Origin of the sequence: Tunicatimonas pelagia, from assembly GCF_030506325.1 — a bacterium.
GTDB classification, from domain to species: domain Bacteria; phylum Bacteroidota; class Bacteroidia; order Cytophagales; family Cyclobacteriaceae; genus Tunicatimonas; species Tunicatimonas pelagia.
Map to the genome: position 1 here is coordinate 5,910,410 of NZ_CP120683.1, position 21,639 is coordinate 5,932,048.

Here is a 21,639-nt window from a genome sequence, read left to right on the forward strand (position 1 = left end):
AATACGAACAATGAATAGACTAATAAAAATATACGCACTGGTGGTAGTCACTCTACTGGCTGCTTGTACCGATCTGGAGGAAGAACCCATAGGTTTGTTAGCTCCCGAATCCTTCTTTAAAACTGCCCGCGACGTAGAAACTGCCGTACTTGGCGGCTACGGAATCATTGCTAGTGAATCGTACTACGGACGAAAGCTAACCACCACACTCGCACTACGGAGCGATATGGGCGATATTGGCAACCGTGGTACGCCCGCTCGTCGGATTGAAGTCAACGATTTTATGATGGATTCAAATAACGGAATGATTGAAGCCTTCTGGCCTCAGATGTACGAAGTAATTGGAGCCGCTAATGCTGCCGTCTTCGGAGCTGAGAGTGTTCGCACTCCGGATCTTTCGTCGGATGAGGCAGCCGAACTCAACGCACTGGAAGCAGAAGCGAAGTTTATCCGGGCGTTCACTTACTATCATTTGGTTCGGGTATTCGGTGATATTCCTTACGTGGATTACTACTTCGATGAGCCGGAAGAAATAGAAGGGGCTTTTACGATCAATAAGACTCCTCAAGCGGACGTATACGCCAATATTATCGCTGATCTTGAATTTGGTGCTGAGAATTTGCCTGACATACCCGTAGCCCGCTCCCGCCCGGGCAAAGGAACGGCTAAAGCCTTCTTGGCTTCGGTACATTTGACTTTAGGGAACTTTCAAGAATCCTACAACTGGGCTAAAGATGTGATTGATAATCAGGCAACGTATGACTACGGTTTGGCTCCCGATTATCAACTTCTCTTTGATGCCACTACCAGCGGTGACCAAAACGAATCGTTGTTCTATATAGATTTCTTAGGAGCGGTGACTGAAGGAGACGGCAGAAATACCGATTGGTTCGGAACGATGACTGGTGTGCGGGGCGGTAACCCAAACGGCTGGGGAGTAATTGTTCCTAATTTTAATGTATATGAGCGCTGGGATGAACGTGACTACCGCAAAGAAGTAGCTATGTCCGATTCATTCCTATTGACCAGTACTGAAATGATAATGCCTTATGACTCTTTTCCGAATGAAAAACGACCGCACATTGCTAAGTATAATCGCTTTTGCGGCAATAGCCGAGGCGACTGCGGACAATCCGATCATAACTACCACGCCATGCGCTACGCCGAAGTACTGCTCACCGCAGCGGAAGCACTCAACGAAGTATCTGGTCCAACTGCTGAAGCCCTGGGGTACGTAAACGAAGTTCGTGCCCGGGCTCGGATGACTCCGGTTGGAATGAATGAGTTTCCGTTTGATGTAGACCCTGGTATTTCACAAGCTGAACTTCGCGATTTAGTATTGGAAGAACGTAGATTAGAGTTGTCGTTTGAGTTTGGTCGCTGGTACGACATTAAACGTCGTCAACTGGGTGATGAAGCCTTCTTAGCAGATGATGCGTTGGAACCGCATTCTAATTTTGATCCCAGCCGTGATTATCTAATGCCCATTCCAGCTCAGGAGCTAAACCGGAACGAAAACCTCGGTCCACAAAATCCGGGTTATTGAATTTAGAACAGAAGTGCTTTAGATAAATTAACATTGAGCCAATGATAGAAAGGGGTAGAGCAATCCACCCCTTTTTTGTATCTTCCCTGAAAAATTGACTAACCTATGGATCAACCTAACTATACCCGTCGTAACTTTTTGGGCTCACTCGCTGTTGCCGGAGGGGCTGTCAGTAGTGGATTGATAAATCCGGCTCAAGCCAGAGAACCAAGAGCGATCCACCGACCTCGGGAAGAAAAGATGAGTATTCACGTCTTTTCCAAACACCTGCAGTTCTTGGACTATAAGCATACCGCCGAAGTCTCCGCCGAAATTGGTTTTGATGGGGTTGATTTAGCCGTTCGCCCCAAAGGGCATGTGCTACCGGAAAATGTAGAAACGGATTTACCCCAAGCAGTAGAAGCAATTAAGAACGCGGGACTAGAGGCAAAGATTATGACTACCGCGATTATTGATGCGGATGATAAAACCAACGAAACCCTACTGAAAACGGCGAGTGAACAAGGTATTCGCTACTACCGCTGTAACTGGCTTAAGTATGGTAAAGAACCGAGCGTAGCCCAAGCTATTCCTGATTTTCAGAAGAAACTAGCAAATTTAGCGCAGCTGAACGAGCGTTACGGTATTTCGGCAGGATATCAGAACCACGCGGGTGCTCAATACATGGGTGCCCCCGTTTGGGATATTGCCTACATGCTTCAGGAAATAAATCACCCGAACCTGGGAAGTCAGTACGATATTCGTCACGCTACGGTAGAGGGTGGGTTGTCCTGGCCATTGGGCTTACAGTTTATTCATCCGCACATTAACACGCTGGTGATTAAAGACTTTCGGTGGGAGAAGGTGAACGGTAAATGGAAAGTATTCAATACCCCACTCGGCGAAGGTATGGTCGATTTTCCCGTGTTCTTTCAGAAGGTAAAGGAGATGAATATCCGGGTACCTATTTCCGTACATTTTGAGTACGAGATGCCCGAAAAAGATGAGTCACTGTCTGAATCAGAAAAGGTAAAGCAAACAGTGGCGGTGATGAAAAAGGATGTAGATACTTTAAAGGGGTATTTATCTGATGCAGGACTCACTTAGTAAAGTGAAAATGAATAATTGACAATGGATAGGGGAAAGTTGGTAGAAAGTACAGTCGTAATAATAGTAAAGCTGCTACTTTTTTCATCTTTGATTCTAATAACTCAAGTTGGTTTATCTCAAACTAAAGAAACTAATGCTACTGCCGAAGAACAGTATGTGGAAGGGCTAAAGGCATTTTCTCCATCAGTTTCTGACTTTATTTACTCCGACTTTTCTGCCTTTAATTCAGTCTCACCTGAGCAATTCGTATCCACACTTGATTCCTTAGAAGATAAATTTGAGAAGCATCTGGCTGGGTACAGCGATCGTCTGAGCCCCGAAGTAGTTAAAGATGAGCAGGTAAGTATAGCGTATTATTTTGATCGGCTGTTACTTGAGTATCCAGCGCATCATTACACCTATACAGGTAAGCAAATACATCTTAGCAAGGATATTCAAAATCGTTTGGCTCGCCATCATACTGATTTCAACGATACTTCTCTTCTTTCCAATGAAGACTATCGCTCTTACGTGCAGGCGTTTTTAGAACAGCAAAAGCGAGCTGAACTAGAGAAAAGTAAATACGACTCATTAGATAATCGCTGGCTAAACGCTACCTGGACGTTGATAGATCAATGGTTTGAAAACCCATTAGTCAATGAGTACTGGAAGCAAGAGTATCTCGCTAATCACATACGGGACATTGGTATTAAAAATGTAGAGCCAATTTATCAAGAGTTTATCCGTACCAGTGAAAGCTCAGACTACCAAGACAAGATTGCTAGGCTATACAATGAACATCAAAAAAATAGAGGGTCGCATCGGATTGAAACCTACAAAACCGTGGATGGATATGATCTGGATATACACTTGTTTATGCCCGATACGACCACTTTTAAGGCAAGTGCCCCTACGATGGTCTGTTTTCACGGCGGAAGCTGGACTGAAGGGAAGCCAGATTATTTCTTTTGGGCGGGTGACCATTACACCCAACAAGGGTGGGCAGTAGCAGTAGTCGAATACCGAATTGCGGCTCGCCACGGTACGTTGCCGTTTGCCTCGGTAAAAGATGCCCGTTCGGCTATTCGCTGGCTAAGGGAAAATGCGAAGCGGCTGAATATTGATATTTCAAAAATTGTGGCTACCGGAAACTCATCCGGAGGGCATTTATCCCTTGCGACAGCTTTGGCTGATGACTGCAACGAAACATCTGATAATGTAGAGATTAGTCCCGTACCAAATGCTCTGATAGTTATTGCCGGAGTATACGATTTGACGGTAGAGAATGCTCAGTGGATTAGCCGGGCAGCTGAAGATGAACAAATGGTTACAGATATTTCTCCTAATCATCTAATGAAAAAAGAGCTTCCTCCCACATTAATCATTCACGGATCACAAGACAATAACTGTCCGTACCCAACGGCTCAGTACTTTGCTACTGAGATGAAAGCTCTAGGGAATACTATTGATTTTCATGCAATTGAAGGAGCTGGTCATTTTATATGGTTTGGGGAGCATTCAGGTGAAGTAGGTCAAATAAGACAGCAATACTTAGAAGCTCTGACCTTTGATTAAACGTATTGTAGTGCAAATGACATAAAACTACTACTTATATCATTATCACTGTTAAGACCCAGAGTAATTTTTAACTGTTACTTGTTCACTGTACATTGCCCATTGTTTTTTACCTAACCCCTTTTATTATGAAAAATCTCTTTCTCGCTGTTGCCTTCCTATGTTCCGTTAGTGCCTTTGGGCAAAGCCAGTTTCAAAATGAGACTGCTAACTTTCTAACTACAGCTTCTGACAAAATTATGCAACTGGCTGAAGCGGTTCCAGAGGATAAATACGACTGGAGTCCGCAAGAAGGAGTTCGTTCGTTTTCAGGAGTGCTGCATCACGTTGTTTCGGCCAACTACTTCTTTGCTACCAAAATGGGAGCGGAATTGCCCGAAGGCGTAAACATGGAAACGCTAAAAGATGATCTTTCTACCAAAGAAGATTACGCTGCCGCTCTAAAGCAGTCGTTTGAAGTGGTACAAGAAGCCCTGAAGAATGCCGATGAGGCATCATTATCCGAAAAAGTAGAATTCCCTTTTCCGGGAGAGTACACTGGCATGTCTACCGCCCTGATTCTATTATCTCACGCAAATGAGCACTTAGGTCAATTGATTGGTTATACTCGGATGAACGGTATTACTCCGCCTTGGAGCGAAGGGCAGGCGAGTAACTAAATAGTGTTAGGGTGTTATGGTGCTAAGTATTAAATTTTCTGGAGCTTAAAGTGAAGACTCTCTAACAGTTTAAACTAAGTTACAACCCTAAACATAGAACGATTAACACCATGACACTTTACATCACTACCTTCAAATATTTATCCTTTCGTTCTCTTTATTTTCGGCCTCGAGCATCCGTTTAGAAATAGCGAAGTAGGATAAGAAGCCAATAGCAATACTGACTGCCATAATTCCGAAGGGGAGCGGTGAGTCCAGATCAATACCAGGAAAGCTAATAATCATAAATCCGATTCCGGCGAATAGAATTATCAGCCCCCATTTGAGTGATTCCATCCGGTTGTTTCGTTGTTTTCTCAAAATTGCGATGGACTCTCGGTCAACGTGACCCAACTGAATCATCTTTCGGCGTAACTGATAATCAGTAATTACTTTGATAATGCTAACGATGCCGAAGAACATTGTTCCAACAATGATAGCACCAACTAATCCGTCATTCATAGTATCTTTTGGTTAATCGTGAAATAATCTTTGCCTTATCAGACAAGGGCTTCTTAAGAAGGTTGCAGTAAGGGGCAATAATTTTCTTGCAACCTTTTATATTAATGACTGTCTAATGAGCCAATGACAGATGATGTTACCCTAGTTTCGCTGGTTAAGAAAGGTAACGCGGTTGCCTTCCGGCAGTTGGTGCAGTTGCATGAGCGATTGGTATTTCACATGGTGCATCGTATTGTAAATCAGCCTGAAGATTGTGAAGATATTTGCCAGGAAGTATTTATGCGGGTATTTCAGAAGATTCATCTCTTCAATTTTCAGTCAAAACTATCTACCTGGATTGCTACCATCGCGTATCGTACTGCTATCAACTACGCACGAAAAGAAGATAAGCATCAGACTGACGGATTAGATAAGGCAGTAACGTTACCAAACCAGGAACAATCAGCACTGGAGCAGTTAGAGAAAAAGGCTGCTTATTCGTTTATTCACGAACAAGTTGCGCTACTTCCGGTTCATTACCGCACCGTGCTAACACTCTACCATTTAGAAGAAATGAGCTTGCAAGAAATACAGAAGATTACTGATATGCCGTTGGGAACCGTAAAAAACTACCTGTTTCGGGCGCGGAAATTGCTAAAAGAAAAGTTAGAACCCCAATTTCAACCAGAGAGGTTATGAAGGATTCAGAAAAAAACGCAGTATGGCAAAAAATGTTAGATGAAGGCCAATCATTACCAAATGATGGAAATGAGCCAGGTGCTCGAGCGTATCAGCTATTATACGAAGCTTTAAATAAGGAGCCAGATATTACTATTCCCGAAAGCTTTGCTGAAAAAGTAGTTCAGCGGGCTATGACCCAGCATTCCCAACGAGACCGTTCTATTTGGTTATTAAGCTTCATTTTAATCGCTGTCGCAATTCTTGGGTGCGGGTTCGCAATGTTCTCGCTTTATCCTAATTTCTTCCAGCTTCTGCGTAGCCAGATCAATATCTTAGGGTTTGCTGGCTTAATGTTCATTATTATTCAGGTCGCCGACTACTGGCTTATTCAGCGGAAGCAATTAATCTAAACTAATAATCTACGGTTGATTTACAGCCAATATTCTTCGGGCGTCGTCAGATAACCGTTGGTAAGTCTCGGGACGGATATAACGCTGCTGATTTACTTGCTGAGGCTGCTCGCGTCGGCAAAAATAGCTGTGGATCGACCGTCGGGGCGTATCAGTGTGGTTGTTAGTTCCGCCGTGCCAAGTATGAGAGTTAAATATGACTACCGTTCCGGCGGGAGCTTCAATTATGATTTCGTCGGGATGCGTCGCCCACGGATCTGCTAATTCTTCCTGGGGTAAAATGCCCGAGCGGTGGGTACCCGGCACCAATCGGGTAGCCCCGTTATCTTTTGTAAAGTCATCCAGTAGCCAAATTGTATTACACACTTGATACTTATCGGGAGCAACTGTTTTGTGCCAGTCGGCGTGTAGTTTCTGATGGCCTCTGCTCGGTATTGCCGCGCGATAGTTCAGGGAAGATAATTTCAGTTGCTGCCCCAGTACGTGAGCTACTCCGGCCAACACTCGTGGGTGCGTGTAAAAAATATCAAATACTTCGCCCTTATTTACTAAATCTGCTAGGCGGTCGGCTCCTTCTTCCTTCGGATGGCGAATATGCGGCGAATCCAGCAGTTCTGCACCCGCATTTTTCCCTTCAGTTTCTAACAATGCTTGTATACGGTCACGAACGGTCTTTAACTGCGCTTCGTCCAGAATTTTCCCTAGAGAAACGTAGCCATGCTTATCTAAGAAAGCTTTTTCATTATCACGTAACAAGAATGGTTGAATAATAGGGGGTAGCGTATTCATACCTAAAAGGTACGAAGTTTACTTTACACTTCCATATTAGGCAGGGAGCCATGGGCTTGGGGTAGGGTGTTGAGAGGGTGTGCGGTACAAGCATAAGATAGCTACAGAAGTGTAGGTTGTTGGTTTTATAAACTTCTAAACCCCTGCGTCTTGCCCCAAGCTCCCCGCACTAAGAGCGTGTTTGGGTTTTATTTTTAGAATTTATTATGAGGTATTTTTCGGACAGACGAGACTCTTTTTGAGGAGGATAGCCTAAGCTATCGTCCGAAAAAAAGGCGAAGTATGGGCGGAAAACAGCCATCAGAAAACTAAAGGATAAAGTTCAAACACGCTCTAAGTCATTTGAATAATAAACATGTACAACGGCATTCCTAATGTGATATTTAGTGGAAACGTAATTGCTAGAGCCATTGGAATATACAGTCCAGGATTAGCTTTAGGGGCGGCGAGCTTCATGGCGGCCGGAACGGCAATATATGAGGCACTAGCTGCCAATATGGCGAATAAAAAACGGTTACCCTCTACGTCAGTCACCGACTGGCTGATAATGGCGACAATACACCCATTAATCAGGGGAATAATAACAGCAAACAGCAGCGAGAACCAACCGTTCTCCAGAAAGGAAGAAAGCTTTCTTCCACTGACGATTCCCATATCGAGCAGAAATACGGCTAAAAAGCCCTTGAAAATATCGGTAGTGAAGGGGGCAATACCTTCGGCCTGCTGGTCGCTGGCCAAGAAACCAATGACCAAGCTACCCAAAATCAGCAATACGCTGCCATTGGTGACTGAATGTCTAACTACTTCGTCAAAGGGCATTTGCTGGCTTTTGTTTTTATCAAAAATGGCGATGAGCAGTACTCCTACAATAATTGAGGGGGCTTCCATAAGTGCCATTACGGCCACCATATGTCCGCCAAACTCAATCTGAAGAATTTCCAGAAAAGACACGGCTGTTACGAAGGTTACAGCACTTACTGAGCCGTAGGCTGCCGCAATGGCCCCCGCATTAGGAACGCTAAGCCGACGGTTTAGAATGAAAAATGTATAAAACGAAACCCCCACGGCCAGCAAAATACCGAACAACAGCGACCACACAATTTCCATATCGAGAGCCGAATGAGCTAGCTCCTGCCCACCCTTAAATCCAATGGAAAACAATAAGTACAGTGAAATAAACTTCGATGAGTTAGGTGGAATTTCCAGATCACTTTTAACCTGCACCGCAAAAATACCCAAGAAGAAAAACAGCAGGGCTGGATTGGTCAGATTATCAAATAGTAGATCGAGGTTCATAATGGATAGTTAGTAGGTTAGCTAGGTAGTGCAAAGATAGTGTGGTAAGTAAGAGAAGGCAAACAAGTAGTAATTTCAAATAGCAGAAAGATAAGCCTTAAGAGATACCGATATTGGCTGAAAACCTGCGTGGTAGTTAGTGAATGCGCTCATTCTTGGCTATTATTATAGCCGCTGCTAACTTGGCAGTTAGTTTTTTAGTCATTGGGCAACCGATAAGCGAAGAGCAATCGTTCTGAGAGGTCGTATACGCAGCATTTTTTCGACCCGCTGTTCGGGCAGGTCATTTTTTGTACCTGGCAGAAAACAGAAAAAGGGAGAAATGTAATTTTTTTAGTCAAATGGCTAATGTGGGTTTTTCTATGAGCGTGGGTGACAGGTTAGTCGTTTGTAAACGTATACTATACGTTTAATAAACGTTTACTTCTACGGATGTATTTTGCTTTTTGACTGCCCAGCATTATTTTAGGCTGTGAGCAAATTACTAAAGAACACTTTACTCAGCGTGCTAACCATGATTTGTGAATGACTAATTGGGGTATATTCTACTTTCGGAATCCGTCTCTACGAACTAAATTCAGCCCCATGATATAAGAAAAATAACGGAGACTAGTTGCCGTTATGCAATTGTTGTATGCCATTTGACAACATTCAAACTTCAAAATTGAACAGCCTAGAAATATACTTTAGTAGCGTTGGATTTAGCGAATCGGAAGTGAAAAGCATCACGCAATGCTTTCAAAAAAGAACTTTTGACAAAGGGGAATTCTTTGTCAGCGAAGGAAGTTACACTTCAGAAATTGGCTATCTAGAATTTGGACAGTTTCAATTTTATTCTACAAATCAACAAGGTGACGAACGAACAAATTATATTTCACTACCAAATACGTTTGTAGCATCTCTACTTAGTTATTTAACTGAGAAACCTGCCAGAGAAAACGTTAAGGCCATAAATCCATCTTGTCTTTGGGTTATAACCAAGAAAGATATTCTTTCCCTACAGGAAGAAATAGCATCTTTTAAAGACTTTTATATTCAGCTTATTGAATATCAGCTATGCTGTATAGATAAGGCAAAATTTGACCTTATTACCCTAACAGCAGAACAGCGGTATAAACAATTGATGCAAGAAGAACCCGAATTTTTACAACAAGTGCCCTTGCAATATATTGCATCAATGCTCGGTATGACCCCAAGACATTTGAGCAGGCTAAGAGCGAAAATTTAAATACACCTACATTTTCGGACATTTGTCCTGTGGGATAAATTCTAGCAGACAGAACTTTACAGCGTAACAAATAAAAATTATGATATGCTAAAGAATGTTTTGTTGGCTGTATTGCTCACCATTGCAAGCAAAGCCTTTGCACAAGAAAAATTTCCAAAACAAACCATAAGTATCAATGGGTTTAGAAACCCTTCCATTGGTTTAGAATACCAGCGAAATCAGGTATCGGTTCACGCTGGCTATTACCCAACCAACTTTGAAAGCGGAGTAACAACTGAATTTCTGAAAGCAGGGTTATCTTATTGGTTCTTTCCGGTTGATGAGAAAGACATTCCTTCTTCCTTTTACGTTGGTGCTTCTTATTTTAGAGGATTGACCAGGGACTATGAAGATAAAAACGCATTAGGCGTTGAAGCTGGTTTCCGATGGTACGCCTGGAAAGGCTTGAACTTTCGAATAGGTATCATTGCTTTAGCTGCTGATGGGCAAGATTTACAAATCAACCCAACCCCAAGTATCAGCTATTCATTTAAGTTTTAGCCCCGAGATGGGAGTCGATAAGTTACGGTTTTTTTTGATTGTCGGTGTAATTGTAGTCTGCTTTTATAGCTGTTCTAACCAGTTTTGTTGATAAGTATTATGGACATTATGGATTGAATTTAGCGAAGTTGAGATTGCAAAGAACGGCATACAACACGGTGTATAATCAATAGCGGTTTAAGTGCAAACGTGATCCGCTTTTCCTTTTAAAAAGTTATATTGTAACCTAAAAAGTAGTCGCTTAAAATCCGCTACTGCTCATGCACGAGACCGTTAGCGGTCATTGAAAATAATAAATTAAAGGGTAAATAATTAATATGAACAACAAGGAAATTTACAAAAATGCCCCGAAGTACTGTGACTACTTTTTCGATTTGATAGAGTCTGATAATTTACTTGCTGAATTTGAAAAAAGTAAAGAGTTGACTCTTGATATTTTAAAACTAGTGCCACCTGATTTGGAAAACTATTCTTACCAAACAGACAAATGGACTATTAAAGAAGTCTTGAGACATATAATTGATATGGAAAGAATATTTGCTTATAGAGCGTTTCGATTTTCACGATTGGACGATACTGACCTATCAGGAGTTGAAGAAAATGATTACATAAATAATGCAAAACAAAATGAAATAAAACTGTCTGAATTACGCAATGAGTATCTAGCAGTCAGAAATTCCACGGTTTGGGTTTATAAAAATCTTAGTACAGAAATGTTAAACTTTAAAGGAACTGCCAATGCTCAAACTTACACAGCCGAGACACTTGGGTTCGCAATGATTGGACATAATGTCCATCATGTGAAGTTTATCGAAAAAACCTATTTGAATAAAAAGTAAAAACGAACCGCCAACAACGCATATAGCTCATGGCGAATGACGACTACCGGAAAGGTTTTCGCTCAGTAGCAAGGTTTGGTTTCGGTAGGTAGGAAAGTGCTTTGAAACCGCCACAAGCCCTACGCAAACGTTACCTCTCATTATAAAAAACCTCTTTTTCTTGTTCAACCGGCAAATTTGTATCTTTGCTAAATGGAAGAGCGAAGAGAGAAATACATCAATCCTTTCACTGACTACGGCTTCAAGCGACTTTTTGGTGAAGAACCGAACAAAGAGCTGCTCCTGGACTTTCTGAACGAACTGCTCAAGCACGAGCAGGGCCAGATTACCGAACTGACCTATTTGAAGTCTGACAAACTCGGCAGCAGTGAGGAAGACCGTAAAGCGGTGTTTGATCTGTACTGTCAAAACGAACGAGGTGAGAAATTTATCGTAGAATTACAGAAGACTAAGCAGAAGTTCTTTAAAGACCGGACGGTATACTATTCTACATTTCCCATCCGGGAGCAAGCGCAAAGAGGATCGGATTGGACATTTGAGTTGAAAGCAGTATACACGGTAGCTATCCTGGATTTTGTGTTTGATGAAGATCAAAACGAGCCTGATAAATTCCGGTATGACGTAAAACTGACTGATATAGAAACCTGCCAGGTGTTTTACGACAAGCTGACTTTCGTGTATCTAGAGATGCCAAAGTTCCAAAAAGATATTAAGGAACTAACGACTAAGTTTGAGAAATGGATGTATGTAATCCGTAACCTGAACAAACTGGACAAGGTACCGGACGAATTACGGGAAGGTATCTTTGAGCGCCTGTTTGAGGTGGCGGAGATAGCGAAATTCAGTCCTGAAGAGGTGCAAGCCTACGAAGAGAGTTTGAAGTCGTACCGAGACTTGAAGAACTCCCTAGATACTGCTTTTGAAGAAGGTGTAGAACAAGGCATAGAGCGTCGGAATGTAGAAATAGTCAAGAATTCATTACAACAAGGGCTTTCTATCGACGTAGTTTCAGCTATTTCGGGATTAAGCCATGGGGAGATAGAAAGAATAAAAAACGAGGGGTAACACTATGCATGCGCTACGCTTCGCCAGCGCATACACTCACCGTTAGCTCTCATTAGAGACACGTGTGTCGTACTTTATAATAAACACGTATATTTAAGAATGAAGCCGATGAATACTAAGCTGACATTAACAATTGAGAAAGAGATTATAGAAATTGCAAAAAAGTACGCCAAGGAAAAAGGACAAAGTCTTTCTGAAATGGTCGAGAACTATCTCAAATTCGTTACCGCAGATAGGTTAAAAATCAACTTTCCCCTAAAGTCAAAAAGTTGAGGAGTGTAATAAAGACAGAGGAGAATTTTGACTGCAAGCAGGTTCTGACCGAAGAGCTTTCAAAGAAATATGGCGTTTAAACTTTTTATAAATTCCGATGTGGTCATTGACTTCTTCACGGATAGGGAACCTCACGTAAACCCGGCCAGCGAACTTTTCGAACTCAGGGAGCGGGGCAACCTGACTCTTTTCGTATCCGCCGTAAGCATTAATAATGTCTATTACATCGTGAGGAAATTTCTAGGGTATAAAAAACGCTCGAAGTGGTGGAGACACTGACAAAAATAATCGGGACGACCAACGACTGCATCAACCGTTATACTAAACAAGCTTAATTATTCAAAAGATGACCAAACTTTTACCAGCCTTAATAATCATAATACTTGCTTCCTGTACGGCCTCAACGAAGGAAATAGCTAAATATAAAGTTGGGCAAATAGTTACGACCCACGGGGAGATGTTAATTTGGCTGTATGACGAAACGCCCGCGCATAAGGCAAGCTTCGTAGAACTGGCGAACGCCGATTATTGGGATAGTTTGAGTTTTAACCGGGTGATAGAAGGCTTTGTTATTCAGGGAGGTTGCCCCGACACCCCCGAGGGCTTTAGCGATTCTCCTTATTTGCTCAGCCCGGAATTTAGAGAAGATTTAAAGCATGTTTACGGAGCAGTTGGAGCTGGTAGAGATGGCAATCCGGATAAGCTATCCGCAGGCTGTCAATTTTATATTGTCCACAATAAGGAAGGAATCCCTCGGTTGGATGGGAATTATACCATATTTGGTCAAGTGTTTAAAGGCCTGGAAACACTAAATAAAATTGCTACCGTAGAAACAGATTCACTGGATGCCCCTCTTGCATTGGTGAGCTTGGATGTGAACGTTATTGAACTTACTGAAGCGCAGTTAAGAGAGCACGGTTTTGAGATAGGAAAAGACCTACAATAATAGGCTGCCTCCAGTGTTCGTGACTACTAAGCAAATCTTTACCAAAATACCCAACTTCGGTCATTCGTCCTTTGTCATTGCTCACTTTTCATATTTTATATCTCATATTTCATATTTTCCGGTCTTCCAACTTCGGTCTTGCCTCTATTGAAATAGCCACTTACTGATGGTTTTGTAGTTTACTTTGGTGCCATAAGTAAGAATACCGATGCGATAAATTTTGGCCGCTACCCAGGTAGTGAAAATAAAGCCTCCCACTAACAGTACCATCGATAGAATTAATTGCCAAGTGGGTAGCCCGAAGGGAATCCGCATCATCATAACCACCGGAGAGGTAAACGGAATCATCGACATCCAGAAGGCTAGTGTGCCGTTGGGTTCGTTCAGAATAGCCGCTAGTGTGACAATAGAGATAATTAGTGGAGCCGACACAGGTAACATAAACTGTTGGGTGTCAGTCTCCGAGTCGGCGGCAGAGCCCACAGCAGCAAATAAGGCTCCGTACATCAGGTATCCTCCTAAAAAGTAAAAGATAAAGCAGGAGATCAGCAAAGGAAGATTGACCGAATCAAAGGCGGATGAAATGTTCTGCATGGCTTCTAGTTGCGGATTGCTCTCAGGCATTTGAGCCATCGCGGGAGGGGTAGCTGCTTGGCTGGCTAAATCAGGAAAGAAGCTACCAGCTACGTTGACAATCAGTAATGTTAAACCTACCCACAACAAAAACTGAGTTAAACCCACGGAGGCCACGCCAATTACTTTTCCTACCATGAGCTGGAATGGGCGCACCGAAGAGATGATTACTTCCACAATGCGACTAGATTTTTCTTCAATTACTCCGCGCATCACCTGAGCACCGTAGAGAAAAATGAAAATGTAGATCAGAAACGCCCCCACGTAGCCCACGGCGGAAGCCACCTCGGCATTGCCTTGCTGTTCTTTTCCGGCCTCGCCCAGATTAATAGTATTGATGCTAACTTTAGTCTCTAACGAGTCTAGCGTGGCTCGACTGATGTTAGAGCGTTCCATCTTCACATCGCGGATATTTTGGCGAAGGGTACTGCGGATGTTATTCAGCAGTTGTAAGCTAGGGTTAGTTTCAGAAAAAAAAGTGACTCCTTGCGGGTTGTTGATATCAATCGCTGGAATATACAGAAGTCCGTAGCGGTTGCTACTTGAAAAGTCGGCTTTAGCATCATCAATAGACTGGTTAATGTACTGATAACGAATATTACCACTTTCATCGTCCTGAAAGCTGTTAGTCAGCAGACCACTTTCGTCGATAACGGCAATTACCTTTTCGTCGCTACTTTCGCTGGAAGCCAGCCAAATGGGCACCACTACAATGCCAGCAAAGAGCAGTGGTCCCAGAATAGTCATAATGATGAACGACTTCTTACGAACGCGCGTCCAGTATTCTCGCTTAATAATTAGTCCTATTTTGTTCATTGTACGGCCGCAATAAAAATTTCGTTAATGGTCGGTATCTTCTCCTGAAAGGCGTGCACTTCTACGTGAGGTATTAATTCGCGCAGTAGCTCATTGGGGCTTACCGTTTCAGGAATTCGTACGGTGGATTTTGTGTAATCGTTTTCTTCATCTTCCTGCTGAAGAAGCTGATAATCAGGATGTAAGCCATTCAGGTTACCCAAGTGCAACACTTCGTAGGTATTAGAGCGGAACTGATTTTTAATATCCTGCTTCTTACCGTCCAGCACTTTTTCTGATTTGTTGATGAGCGCAATGTGGGTACATAACTCTTCCACCGATTCCATGCGGTGAGTAGAAAAGATAATAGTTTTGCCTCGTTCCTGTAGCTTCAGAATTTCGTCTTTAATAAGGTTGGCATTCACCGGGTCAAAACCCGTAAAGGGTTCATCCAGAATAATCAGATCCGGTTCGTGTACTACCGTAGCGATGAACTGAATCTTCTGCTGCATTCCTTTGGAAAGGTCTTCAATCTTCTTCTCACTCCAGCCGGAAATCTCTAACCGCTGAAACCAATCTTTAATTCGGCGCACGGCTTCGGAGCGAGATAAGCCTTTCAGTTGGGCTAGGTAGATTAGTTGCTCCCCCACTTTCATCTTTTTGTACAGCCCCCGCTCTTCGGGTAAGTAACCAATGTCGGCAATATGCTTGGGTTGTAGTACTTCTTCTTTAATGCGTATTTGCCCTTCGTCCGCCTCAATAATCTGGTTAATAATGCGAATAAGGGTCGTTTTTCCGGCTCCGTTGGGTCCGAGTAGCCCGAAAATAGACTGTACTGGAATGGTGATATTCACATCTTTCAGGGCCTCGTGGTTAGCGTACCGCTTGGATATGTGTTGAGCTTCTAATAAATACAAGTTCGGTTAATTTTGTTGGCTAAGAACACCAATTCAGGATTAGAAATCAAATTAGATAAACCACAAAGAAAACAATAACTTTACAGTTGTACTGCATTAGTAGCGGTCATGGGCTGATTATTACACGCCCGATTAATTATTTTCAAAAGAATGCGTAGATACCTTTTACTAGCACTACTTTTCTTCTGTTGTGGTAGCGTAGTTGCTCAGTCGCTTCCGTCCGACACCTTGGCGGAGCATTACGCCCAGACAATTACCCAAGAAGAGTTACGAGAGCACTTGCAAATCATTGCTTCTGATGATATGGAGGGGCGGGAGACCGGGAAGCCTGGTCAGAAAAAAGCTGCAGCCTACATAGCGGGCTATTTCGCCGGATTAGATTTGCCTCCGGTGGTGGGTGATACCTCTTATTACCAAATCTATCCTATTGTGCAAAGTGAATGGCGCGAACCTTATGTGGAGATCAACGCAAAGCGTTTTACTTTTCTAGAAGATTTCTTTTCATTTTTTCACTTCGCTGACCCGATTGATACGTCCTTTAGCCAAGTAATATTTGCGGGCTACGGTATTTCTAGCGAGAAATACGATGATTATGAGAATATTAACGTCACCGGACAGGCCATAATGGTACTGGCGGGCGAACCTCAGAATAAAAATGGTAAATACTACGTAACCAATTCTACCCAACCTTCTCGTTTTACTAAAAACCTTATGGCTAGTCTAGGCACTAAACGCACATTGGCGGGTATTGAAGATGCTGCGCTCGTAATGGTGGTTGACGATGAGTTTAAACAGCACGTAAATCGGTATGCTATGGTGGCTCGGCGGCCAACATTAGCACTAAAGGATTATAAGCCCAGTAGTAACCTAATTATTATTTCTCCTAAAATGGCGCAGGCATTAAGCGGGAAAAATGACCTGAAAAAGTTAAAGCAGCGGATTGATAAGCGAGGCAGAACTACTCGTTTTACCAGCGATGTATCGTTGGAGGTAGATCTACAGCAAAGTATTGAGCAAATTACTTCCGAGAATGTGCTGGGTTATATAGAGGGTAGCGACCGCAAGGATGAATTGGTGGTGGTAACCGCTCATTACGATCATATTGGTAAGCAGGGCGAGGTAGTAAATAACGGAGCCGATGATGATGGTTCGGGTACGGTAGCCGTATTGGAAATTGCCGAAGCATTTGCCGAAGCAAAAAAAGCCGGATACCACCCCCGGCGAAGTCTGCTGTTTATGACAGTATCGGGTGAAGAAAAAGGATTGTTTGGGTCAAAGTACTACACCGAATACCCAATATTCCCGCTGAAAAGTACAATTGCTAATTTGAATATCGATATGATTGGTCGGATTGATCCGCCACATACACAAGATTCTAATTACGTATACATTATTGGCTCGGATCGTTTGAGTACCGAGTTGCACCAGATCAATGAGCGGATGAACAAAACCTATACCCAGTTAGACCTAGATTATCGCTACAATGCGAAAGACGACCCGAATCGCTTCTACTACCGCTCCGATCATTATAATTTTGCGAAGAATAATATACCCGTTATTTTCTACTTCAATGGCACCCATCCCGACTATCACCGCCCTACCGATACCATTGAAAAAATTAACTTTGGGTTGCTGCAAAAGCGAGCCCAACTGGTATTTCATACCGCCTGGCAACTAGCTAACCAGGATGAACGAATTTTAGTGGATAAAGGAAAAACGGAAAATGGAGAAGGAAGACCGGACACTGGAGAGGAATAGTGTAAATAAAATGAAGAAACAGAGGAATAATCCACCAACTGATTCTACTGGAGTTGTTTACTATTATAACTCTTCAAGTTTCAGCCTGCTGTCTCCGTTCTCCGGTCTCCGTTTGCTGATCTTCGGTCTTATTTTTATAGTCGGTTGTAGTCAATCGCCTGAGCAGCAGCGCGATGCTTTTTTGCTAAAAGGAAATATACAGTTGGAAGAAGGGGAGTACCAGGAGGCAATTCGCTACTACAACGAAGCAATTCAGTTAGACCCCAATGCGGCTGATGCTTACAATAACCGAGGTATTGCATATACCAATCTGGGGCGATTTCCCGAGGCAATTACTGATTATACTCGGGCTATCCAGTCTCGCTCGGGCAATACAGATGCGTACTTCAACCGAGCCGACGCGTATCAGCAAAATGGTAATTATCAGCGGAGCTTGGCCGATTTAGATACCGTGCTTCGTTATTATCCTGATTCGGCGTACGTGCATTTTAGTCAGGGGCTAGCGTTTAGTGGACTTCAGCAGTACAATGAGGCTCAGCGAGCTTTTACGGAGGCTATCCGGCTAGATTCATCTAATGCCGAGAGTTGGGTGAACCGGGGTACCTCGTATTATTATGAGCAACGCTATGATGTAGCCCAACAAGACCTGCGGGAAGCGATCCGGCGAAGCCCGAACGAAAGTAACGCTTACAACGTTCTGGGCTTAATTTATACTGACATGCAGCAGTACGATTCGGCTCAAGCAGCATTTAGCCAAGCCCTTGCTTTAGAGCCGTATCAGCCCTATTTTCTTAATAACCGGGCTTACTTATATCTCCAGACCGACTCCCTACCGCTAGCTGAGGTCGACCTGAAAACCAGTATGCGGTTAGACCCCCAAAATAGCTACGTATACCGCAACCAAGGTGTGTTATTTTTAAAGAAAAACCGACCTGAAGACGCACTACGGCTGATGGAGCGGGCTGCTGAGCTGGATAGCACTACGCAGGATATTTATTACTATCTAGGCAATGCCTACCAAAAATTAGGGCAGGTTGAGAATGCATGTTCTGCTTGGGAGCAATCTTTAAAAACGGGAAATGAAAAGGCTGACGAGATGATCCAGGAGTACTGTTCGTCAGATGTCTAATACTTTAATCTCTACCCGACGGTTTTTCTGCCTGCTTCTTACGGTATTGTCTCGGGTAATTAACTTACTATTACCGTATGCTTTGGTTTTGATACGTCGCTTACGGATACCTAAATCGTTAAGATAGTCTTTTACCCGTTCGGCTCGCTCTTCCGAAAGTTCTAGTAGTGATTGGCTACCCCCTCGGTCGGTATGGCCTTCTAATTGAATCACCATTTTGGGGAATTTCTCCATTAAGGCTTTAAGTTCTTCAATTACTGCTTGGGCTTCCGGGCGAATAACACTTAAGTCACGGTCAAACCAAATGGTGTCTGATAGTTGAATATAGCCTCCCGGCTTAGGAATGGGTTTGAGTAGTAGATTCTTGGGGATCTCCTCAGACTCGTCGGTTTGTAACGTTAGTTGGAGGGGAAGATAATCTTCGGCAGTTACCTCAAGGGTGTATCTTCGGTGCTGTTGTAAATTAAGCTGGTAGTGTCCATCTTGATTATCAAAGAAACGAATTCCCATTACATTGCTGACTGGGCGTAACTCATACCGTACTTTTGCCTCTACTGGCTGGCTTGTTTCGGCATCCAATATTTTTCCTGTAAGATACACTAAATCATCAGGTTGAGCGTACGACATCGTATCGTTGATAGTCGTCCAAAAACTGATAATTATGACAGGAATACACTTCATAACGCCAAATTAATTGTCATTAGGTTCTATATAATATACACAAATTTATCAAAATAGTTATGTTTAATATGCTAAAGGTAATATTTTAGGCAAATTAGATTATAATTCCTTACTTTTTATGCTAAGTCAAAAAGCCTATCATTCAATAATTTCGAACTCAACCCTCCGGTTAAGTTGCCGATTGGCATCGGAGGTATTTTTGACTAACGGACGTTTCTCGCCATAGCCCACTGTTTTGATCCGTTCGGAGGTAATGCCTCGGTGGCTTAAATAGTCGGCCACGGAATTGGCTCGCTTTTCCGAAAGTTGCTGGTTAAAACGGTCGGTTCCTGACGAGTCAGTATGACCTGCCACTCGCAGTTTCAGTTCGGGATTATCATTCATAAAAGCGGCTACACCATCAAGGTAAGCGTAGGCATTTTTACCAAGAGCAAAACTTTCCAGTTCAAATAGTACCTCTTCGGAAGCAATGGCTTTACGGGTAAGTGATAGCGATTGGGCTACGTCTACTCCAGAAATATCATTAGACATATAAATATCCCGAAAAACTAGCTTATCATCATCAGGATCAATTTCGGCCAAAGCAACTCGCTGACGATTAAGCGTAGCGAACCCCTGCTTTTCAGCGTAAATATCGTACGTTCCCGGAGGCAGCGTGAGTTCGTAACGTCCCTCTTCGTTCGTGCTTCCTTGGCTACTGGTGGTTGTTACCGTATCCGAAACGTTGTCAAAGATTACACTGGCCTGCACTGGCATATTATTTTTCACATTATATACCTGTCCTTTTACAATATACAATGGTTCAATACGCTGGTAAATGGGCACTGATATTTGAAAGAGATCGGAGCTGTCGATGGTGGCGCGGGTCAGAAAGGCGTATTGCTTATCAACAGAAATATTAAAGTACGTATCATCATTTTCCGAGTTAATTACCGGGCCGAGATTTTCGGGTCGGGACCAATTCATCCAAGTATCGTCTAATCGGTGACTAACGTAGACATCTTCTCCACCAAAACCACTGTAGCCCTTCGAAGAAAAATAGATGGTAGTATCATTAGCCATAAACGGGGCTGATTCAATATCGGCAGTATTAATGGTTCGGCCTAAATTCATGGGGGCCGACCAAGAATTATCACCCCGGTTAAAACTGACGTAAACATCGAGCTCTCCGTATCCGTCATCCCGACGAAGCGACATTAGCAGGTATTTCTGGTTGTTAGACAAATGATAATTAGCTACTTCAGAGTAACTGTAAAAATCGAGAATATCCATAGGAACCGGAGTCGCCCAGCTACCATCAGCCTGGCGCGTTGTGATGGATACACCGCCTCGCATTTTTCCATTTTCCAGATAACGGTTCCCCAAAAGTAAAGTATAATTTCCGTCTTCATTTAGAGCTACCGAGCTTACAAAGTTACTTCCTTTATTATTTAGGGGAATACCAATGTTTTTGGGATCGCTCCACTCACCTGAGTTTGGGTTGCGCTCCAAATACCAAATGTCTTCAATGTCACGTTTGCCTCCTACATTCTCCGGCGAGTTACGGCTAATAAACATAGTGTTACCATCGGGCGACATAATAGGGCTAATAGTAACCATATCCCCAAAATTAGCCTTGATCTTTTCTAGGGCCAAGTCAGGATTGAGATTAGGAACAATATCAATATCAGCCACTGTCGGTACCGACGAGCCTGAAACTGCAATGGCGTCAATAGCGTTGTAACCAGGTACGGCTTCGCCCTGTAGCACAATTTTTACCGCCTGCACCTCGTAAGGAGTAGGGTTCATGAAAAAGTTAAATATTCGTCCTTGAGCCGCCACCGGTGCTGGTTCTAATGTTGCCACTAAATGTTCAGTGCCTCCTACATCGTAGCAAAAAATCTGATACACTGCCCCAGGGTTCCGCGATTCGGCAATAGCCACTTGCTGAATTTTCATCGGACGATCAAACCCTACTTTAATAAAGTCCTCTTGATCCGGTTTAGCAGGTAGCCAAGCATTGGGGCTATCTCCGCTGTTACCCGGTAGCACATCGGGGCGACCTAGCACCTGGCGAGGCTCGTACTCTACGTACTGCAAATCTTGTTTAAACAGCAGGCGAGGAGAATAAGAAGAAGACGCTTCCAGTACCTCGCTAGCCCACTGAGTTTCTTGGGCAGTAAGGGTGAAGCAGGTCATAAAAAAAGAAAGAGATAAGAACAGCGAGATTTTGAACATATCCGGTTTGGTTTGAAAAACTCGTTCAAGTATTGTTAGTACGCACGGTGGTCAAATTTAGGTAAACATACATACAAATAATATAGATATTACGGCCAGAAATATGTATAAACT

The 21,639-nt window shown here is 43.1% G+C and carries 21 protein-coding genes; 14 read left to right on the forward strand and 7 right to left on the reverse strand.

Translation table 11 applies throughout. From position 1 onward, the window contains the following. Window positions 1-10 precede the first annotated feature (10 nt). The 4 genes from P0M28_RS25340 (at window position 11) to P0M28_RS25355 (ending at window position 4,848) form a co-directional block, all read left to right on the forward strand. Complete coding sequence (locus P0M28_RS25340) at window positions 11-1,546, forward strand: RagB/SusD family nutrient uptake outer membrane protein (protein WP_302206159.1); 1,536 nt, start codon at window positions 11-13, stop codon at window positions 1,544-1,546. Window positions 1,547-1,651: 105 nt separating this feature from the next. Next, on the forward strand, window positions 1,652-2,632 hold the full coding sequence (locus P0M28_RS25345; RefSeq protein ID WP_302206161.1) for a sugar phosphate isomerase/epimerase family protein: 981 nt from the start codon (window positions 1,652-1,654) through the stop codon (window positions 2,630-2,632). Window positions 2,633-2,722: 90 nt separating this feature from the next. Next, window positions 2,723-4,189 carry an alpha/beta hydrolase gene (locus P0M28_RS25350; protein ID WP_302206163.1) on the forward strand — a complete coding sequence of 489 codons (1,467 nt, stop codon included), beginning with the start codon at window positions 2,723-2,725 and terminating at the stop codon, window positions 4,187-4,189. 128 nt (window positions 4,190-4,317) lie between these two features. Then, on the forward strand, window positions 4,318-4,848 hold the full coding sequence (locus P0M28_RS25355) for a DinB family protein (protein ID WP_302206164.1): 531 nt from the start codon (window positions 4,318-4,320) through the stop codon (window positions 4,846-4,848). A 132-nt stretch (window positions 4,849-4,980) separates the two neighbouring features. Here the strand turns inward: P0M28_RS25355 and P0M28_RS25360 are convergent, their stop codons facing one another. Next, complete coding sequence (locus P0M28_RS25360; RefSeq protein ID WP_302206165.1) at window positions 4,981-5,349, reverse strand: DUF6249 domain-containing protein; 369 nt, start codon at window positions 5,347-5,349, stop codon at window positions 4,981-4,983. Window positions 5,350-5,472: 123 nt separating this feature from the next. Here P0M28_RS25360 and P0M28_RS25365 point away from each other — a divergent pair, with 123 nt between their 5' ends. Both P0M28_RS25365 and P0M28_RS25370 read left to right on the forward strand, forming a co-directional pair. Further along, on the forward strand, window positions 5,473-6,027 hold the full coding sequence (locus tag P0M28_RS25365; protein WP_302206166.1) for an RNA polymerase sigma factor: 555 nt from the start codon (window positions 5,473-5,475) through the stop codon (window positions 6,025-6,027). Continuing rightward, complete coding sequence (locus P0M28_RS25370; protein WP_302206167.1) at window positions 6,024-6,419, forward strand: hypothetical protein; 396 nt, start codon at window positions 6,024-6,026, stop codon at window positions 6,417-6,419. Before P0M28_RS25365 ends, P0M28_RS25370 begins: the two co-directional genes overlap by 4 nt. A gap of 9 nt (window positions 6,420-6,428) precedes the next feature. On the opposite strand, the gene P0M28_RS25375 is transcribed toward P0M28_RS25370, so the two are convergent. Both P0M28_RS25375 and P0M28_RS25380 read right to left on the reverse strand, forming a co-directional pair. Beyond that, complete coding sequence (locus P0M28_RS25375; protein WP_302206168.1) at window positions 6,429-7,208, reverse strand: phytanoyl-CoA dioxygenase family protein; 780 nt, start codon at window positions 7,206-7,208, stop codon at window positions 6,429-6,431. Between the two features lie 333 nt (window positions 7,209-7,541). Then, window positions 7,542-8,504, reverse strand: coding sequence for a sodium-dependent bicarbonate transport family permease (locus tag P0M28_RS25380; RefSeq protein ID WP_302206169.1), 963 nt, complete (start codon window positions 8,502-8,504; stop codon window positions 7,542-7,544). Between the two features lie 634 nt (window positions 8,505-9,138). On the opposite strand from P0M28_RS25380, the gene P0M28_RS25385 reads away from it, so the two are divergent. The 6 genes from P0M28_RS25385 to P0M28_RS25410 all read left to right on the forward strand — a co-directional run bounded on the left by P0M28_RS25385 (window position 9,139) and on the right by P0M28_RS25410 (window position 13,395). Beyond that, on the forward strand, window positions 9,139-9,732 hold the full coding sequence (locus P0M28_RS25385) for a Crp/Fnr family transcriptional regulator (protein WP_302206171.1): 594 nt from the start codon (window positions 9,139-9,141) through the stop codon (window positions 9,730-9,732). Window positions 9,733-9,816: 84 nt separating this feature from the next. Then, window positions 9,817-10,272: a hypothetical protein gene (locus P0M28_RS25390; protein WP_302206172.1), complete on the forward strand. Its 456-nt coding sequence runs from the start codon at window positions 9,817-9,819 to the stop codon at window positions 10,270-10,272. 317 nt (window positions 10,273-10,589) lie between these two features. After that, a complete protein-coding gene (locus tag P0M28_RS25395) occupies window positions 10,590-11,111 on the forward strand; it encodes a DinB family protein (RefSeq protein ID WP_302206174.1) in 522 nt (173 codons plus the stop codon). Window positions 11,112-11,303: 192 nt separating this feature from the next. Then, window positions 11,304-12,176, forward strand: coding sequence for an Rpn family recombination-promoting nuclease/putative transposase (locus P0M28_RS25400; RefSeq protein WP_302206176.1), 873 nt, complete (start codon window positions 11,304-11,306; stop codon window positions 12,174-12,176). Window positions 12,177-12,284: 108 nt separating this feature from the next. Further along, a complete protein-coding gene (locus P0M28_RS25405) occupies window positions 12,285-12,449 on the forward strand; it encodes a DUF6364 family protein (RefSeq protein ID WP_302206178.1) in 165 nt (54 codons plus the stop codon). Between the two features lie 346 nt (window positions 12,450-12,795). Further along, on the forward strand, window positions 12,796-13,395 hold the full coding sequence (locus tag P0M28_RS25410; RefSeq protein ID WP_302206180.1) for a peptidylprolyl isomerase: 600 nt from the start codon (window positions 12,796-12,798) through the stop codon (window positions 13,393-13,395). Between the two features lie 144 nt (window positions 13,396-13,539). Here the strand turns inward: P0M28_RS25410 and P0M28_RS25415 are convergent, their stop codons facing one another. Continuing rightward, a complete protein-coding gene (locus tag P0M28_RS25415; RefSeq protein ID WP_302206181.1) occupies window positions 13,540-14,844 on the reverse strand; it encodes an ABC transporter permease in 1,305 nt (434 codons plus the stop codon). Next, a complete protein-coding gene (locus tag P0M28_RS25420) occupies window positions 14,841-15,740 on the reverse strand; it encodes an ABC transporter ATP-binding protein (protein WP_302206182.1) in 900 nt (299 codons plus the stop codon). Before P0M28_RS25420 ends, P0M28_RS25415 begins: the two co-directional genes overlap by 4 nt. A 150-nt stretch (window positions 15,741-15,890) precedes the next feature. Between P0M28_RS25420 and P0M28_RS25425 the strand changes: the two genes are divergently transcribed. Then, complete coding sequence (locus P0M28_RS25425; protein ID WP_302206184.1) at window positions 15,891-17,498, forward strand: M28 family peptidase; 1,608 nt, start codon at window positions 15,891-15,893, stop codon at window positions 17,496-17,498. 10 nt (window positions 17,499-17,508) lie between these two features. Continuing rightward, a complete protein-coding gene (locus P0M28_RS25430) occupies window positions 17,509-18,627 on the forward strand; it encodes a tetratricopeptide repeat protein (RefSeq protein WP_302206186.1) in 1,119 nt (372 codons plus the stop codon). On the opposite strand, the gene P0M28_RS25435 is transcribed toward P0M28_RS25430, so the two are convergent. Further along, window positions 18,616-19,308, reverse strand: coding sequence for an OmpA family protein (locus P0M28_RS25435; RefSeq protein ID WP_302206188.1), 693 nt, complete (start codon window positions 19,306-19,308; stop codon window positions 18,616-18,618). The two genes, P0M28_RS25430 and P0M28_RS25435, sit on opposite strands and share 12 nt — an antisense overlap. Window positions 19,309-19,446: 138 nt before the next feature. Further along, window positions 19,447-21,525, reverse strand: coding sequence for an OmpA family protein (locus P0M28_RS25440; RefSeq protein ID WP_302206190.1), 2,079 nt, complete (start codon window positions 21,523-21,525; stop codon window positions 19,447-19,449). Window positions 21,526-21,639 lie beyond the last annotated feature (114 nt).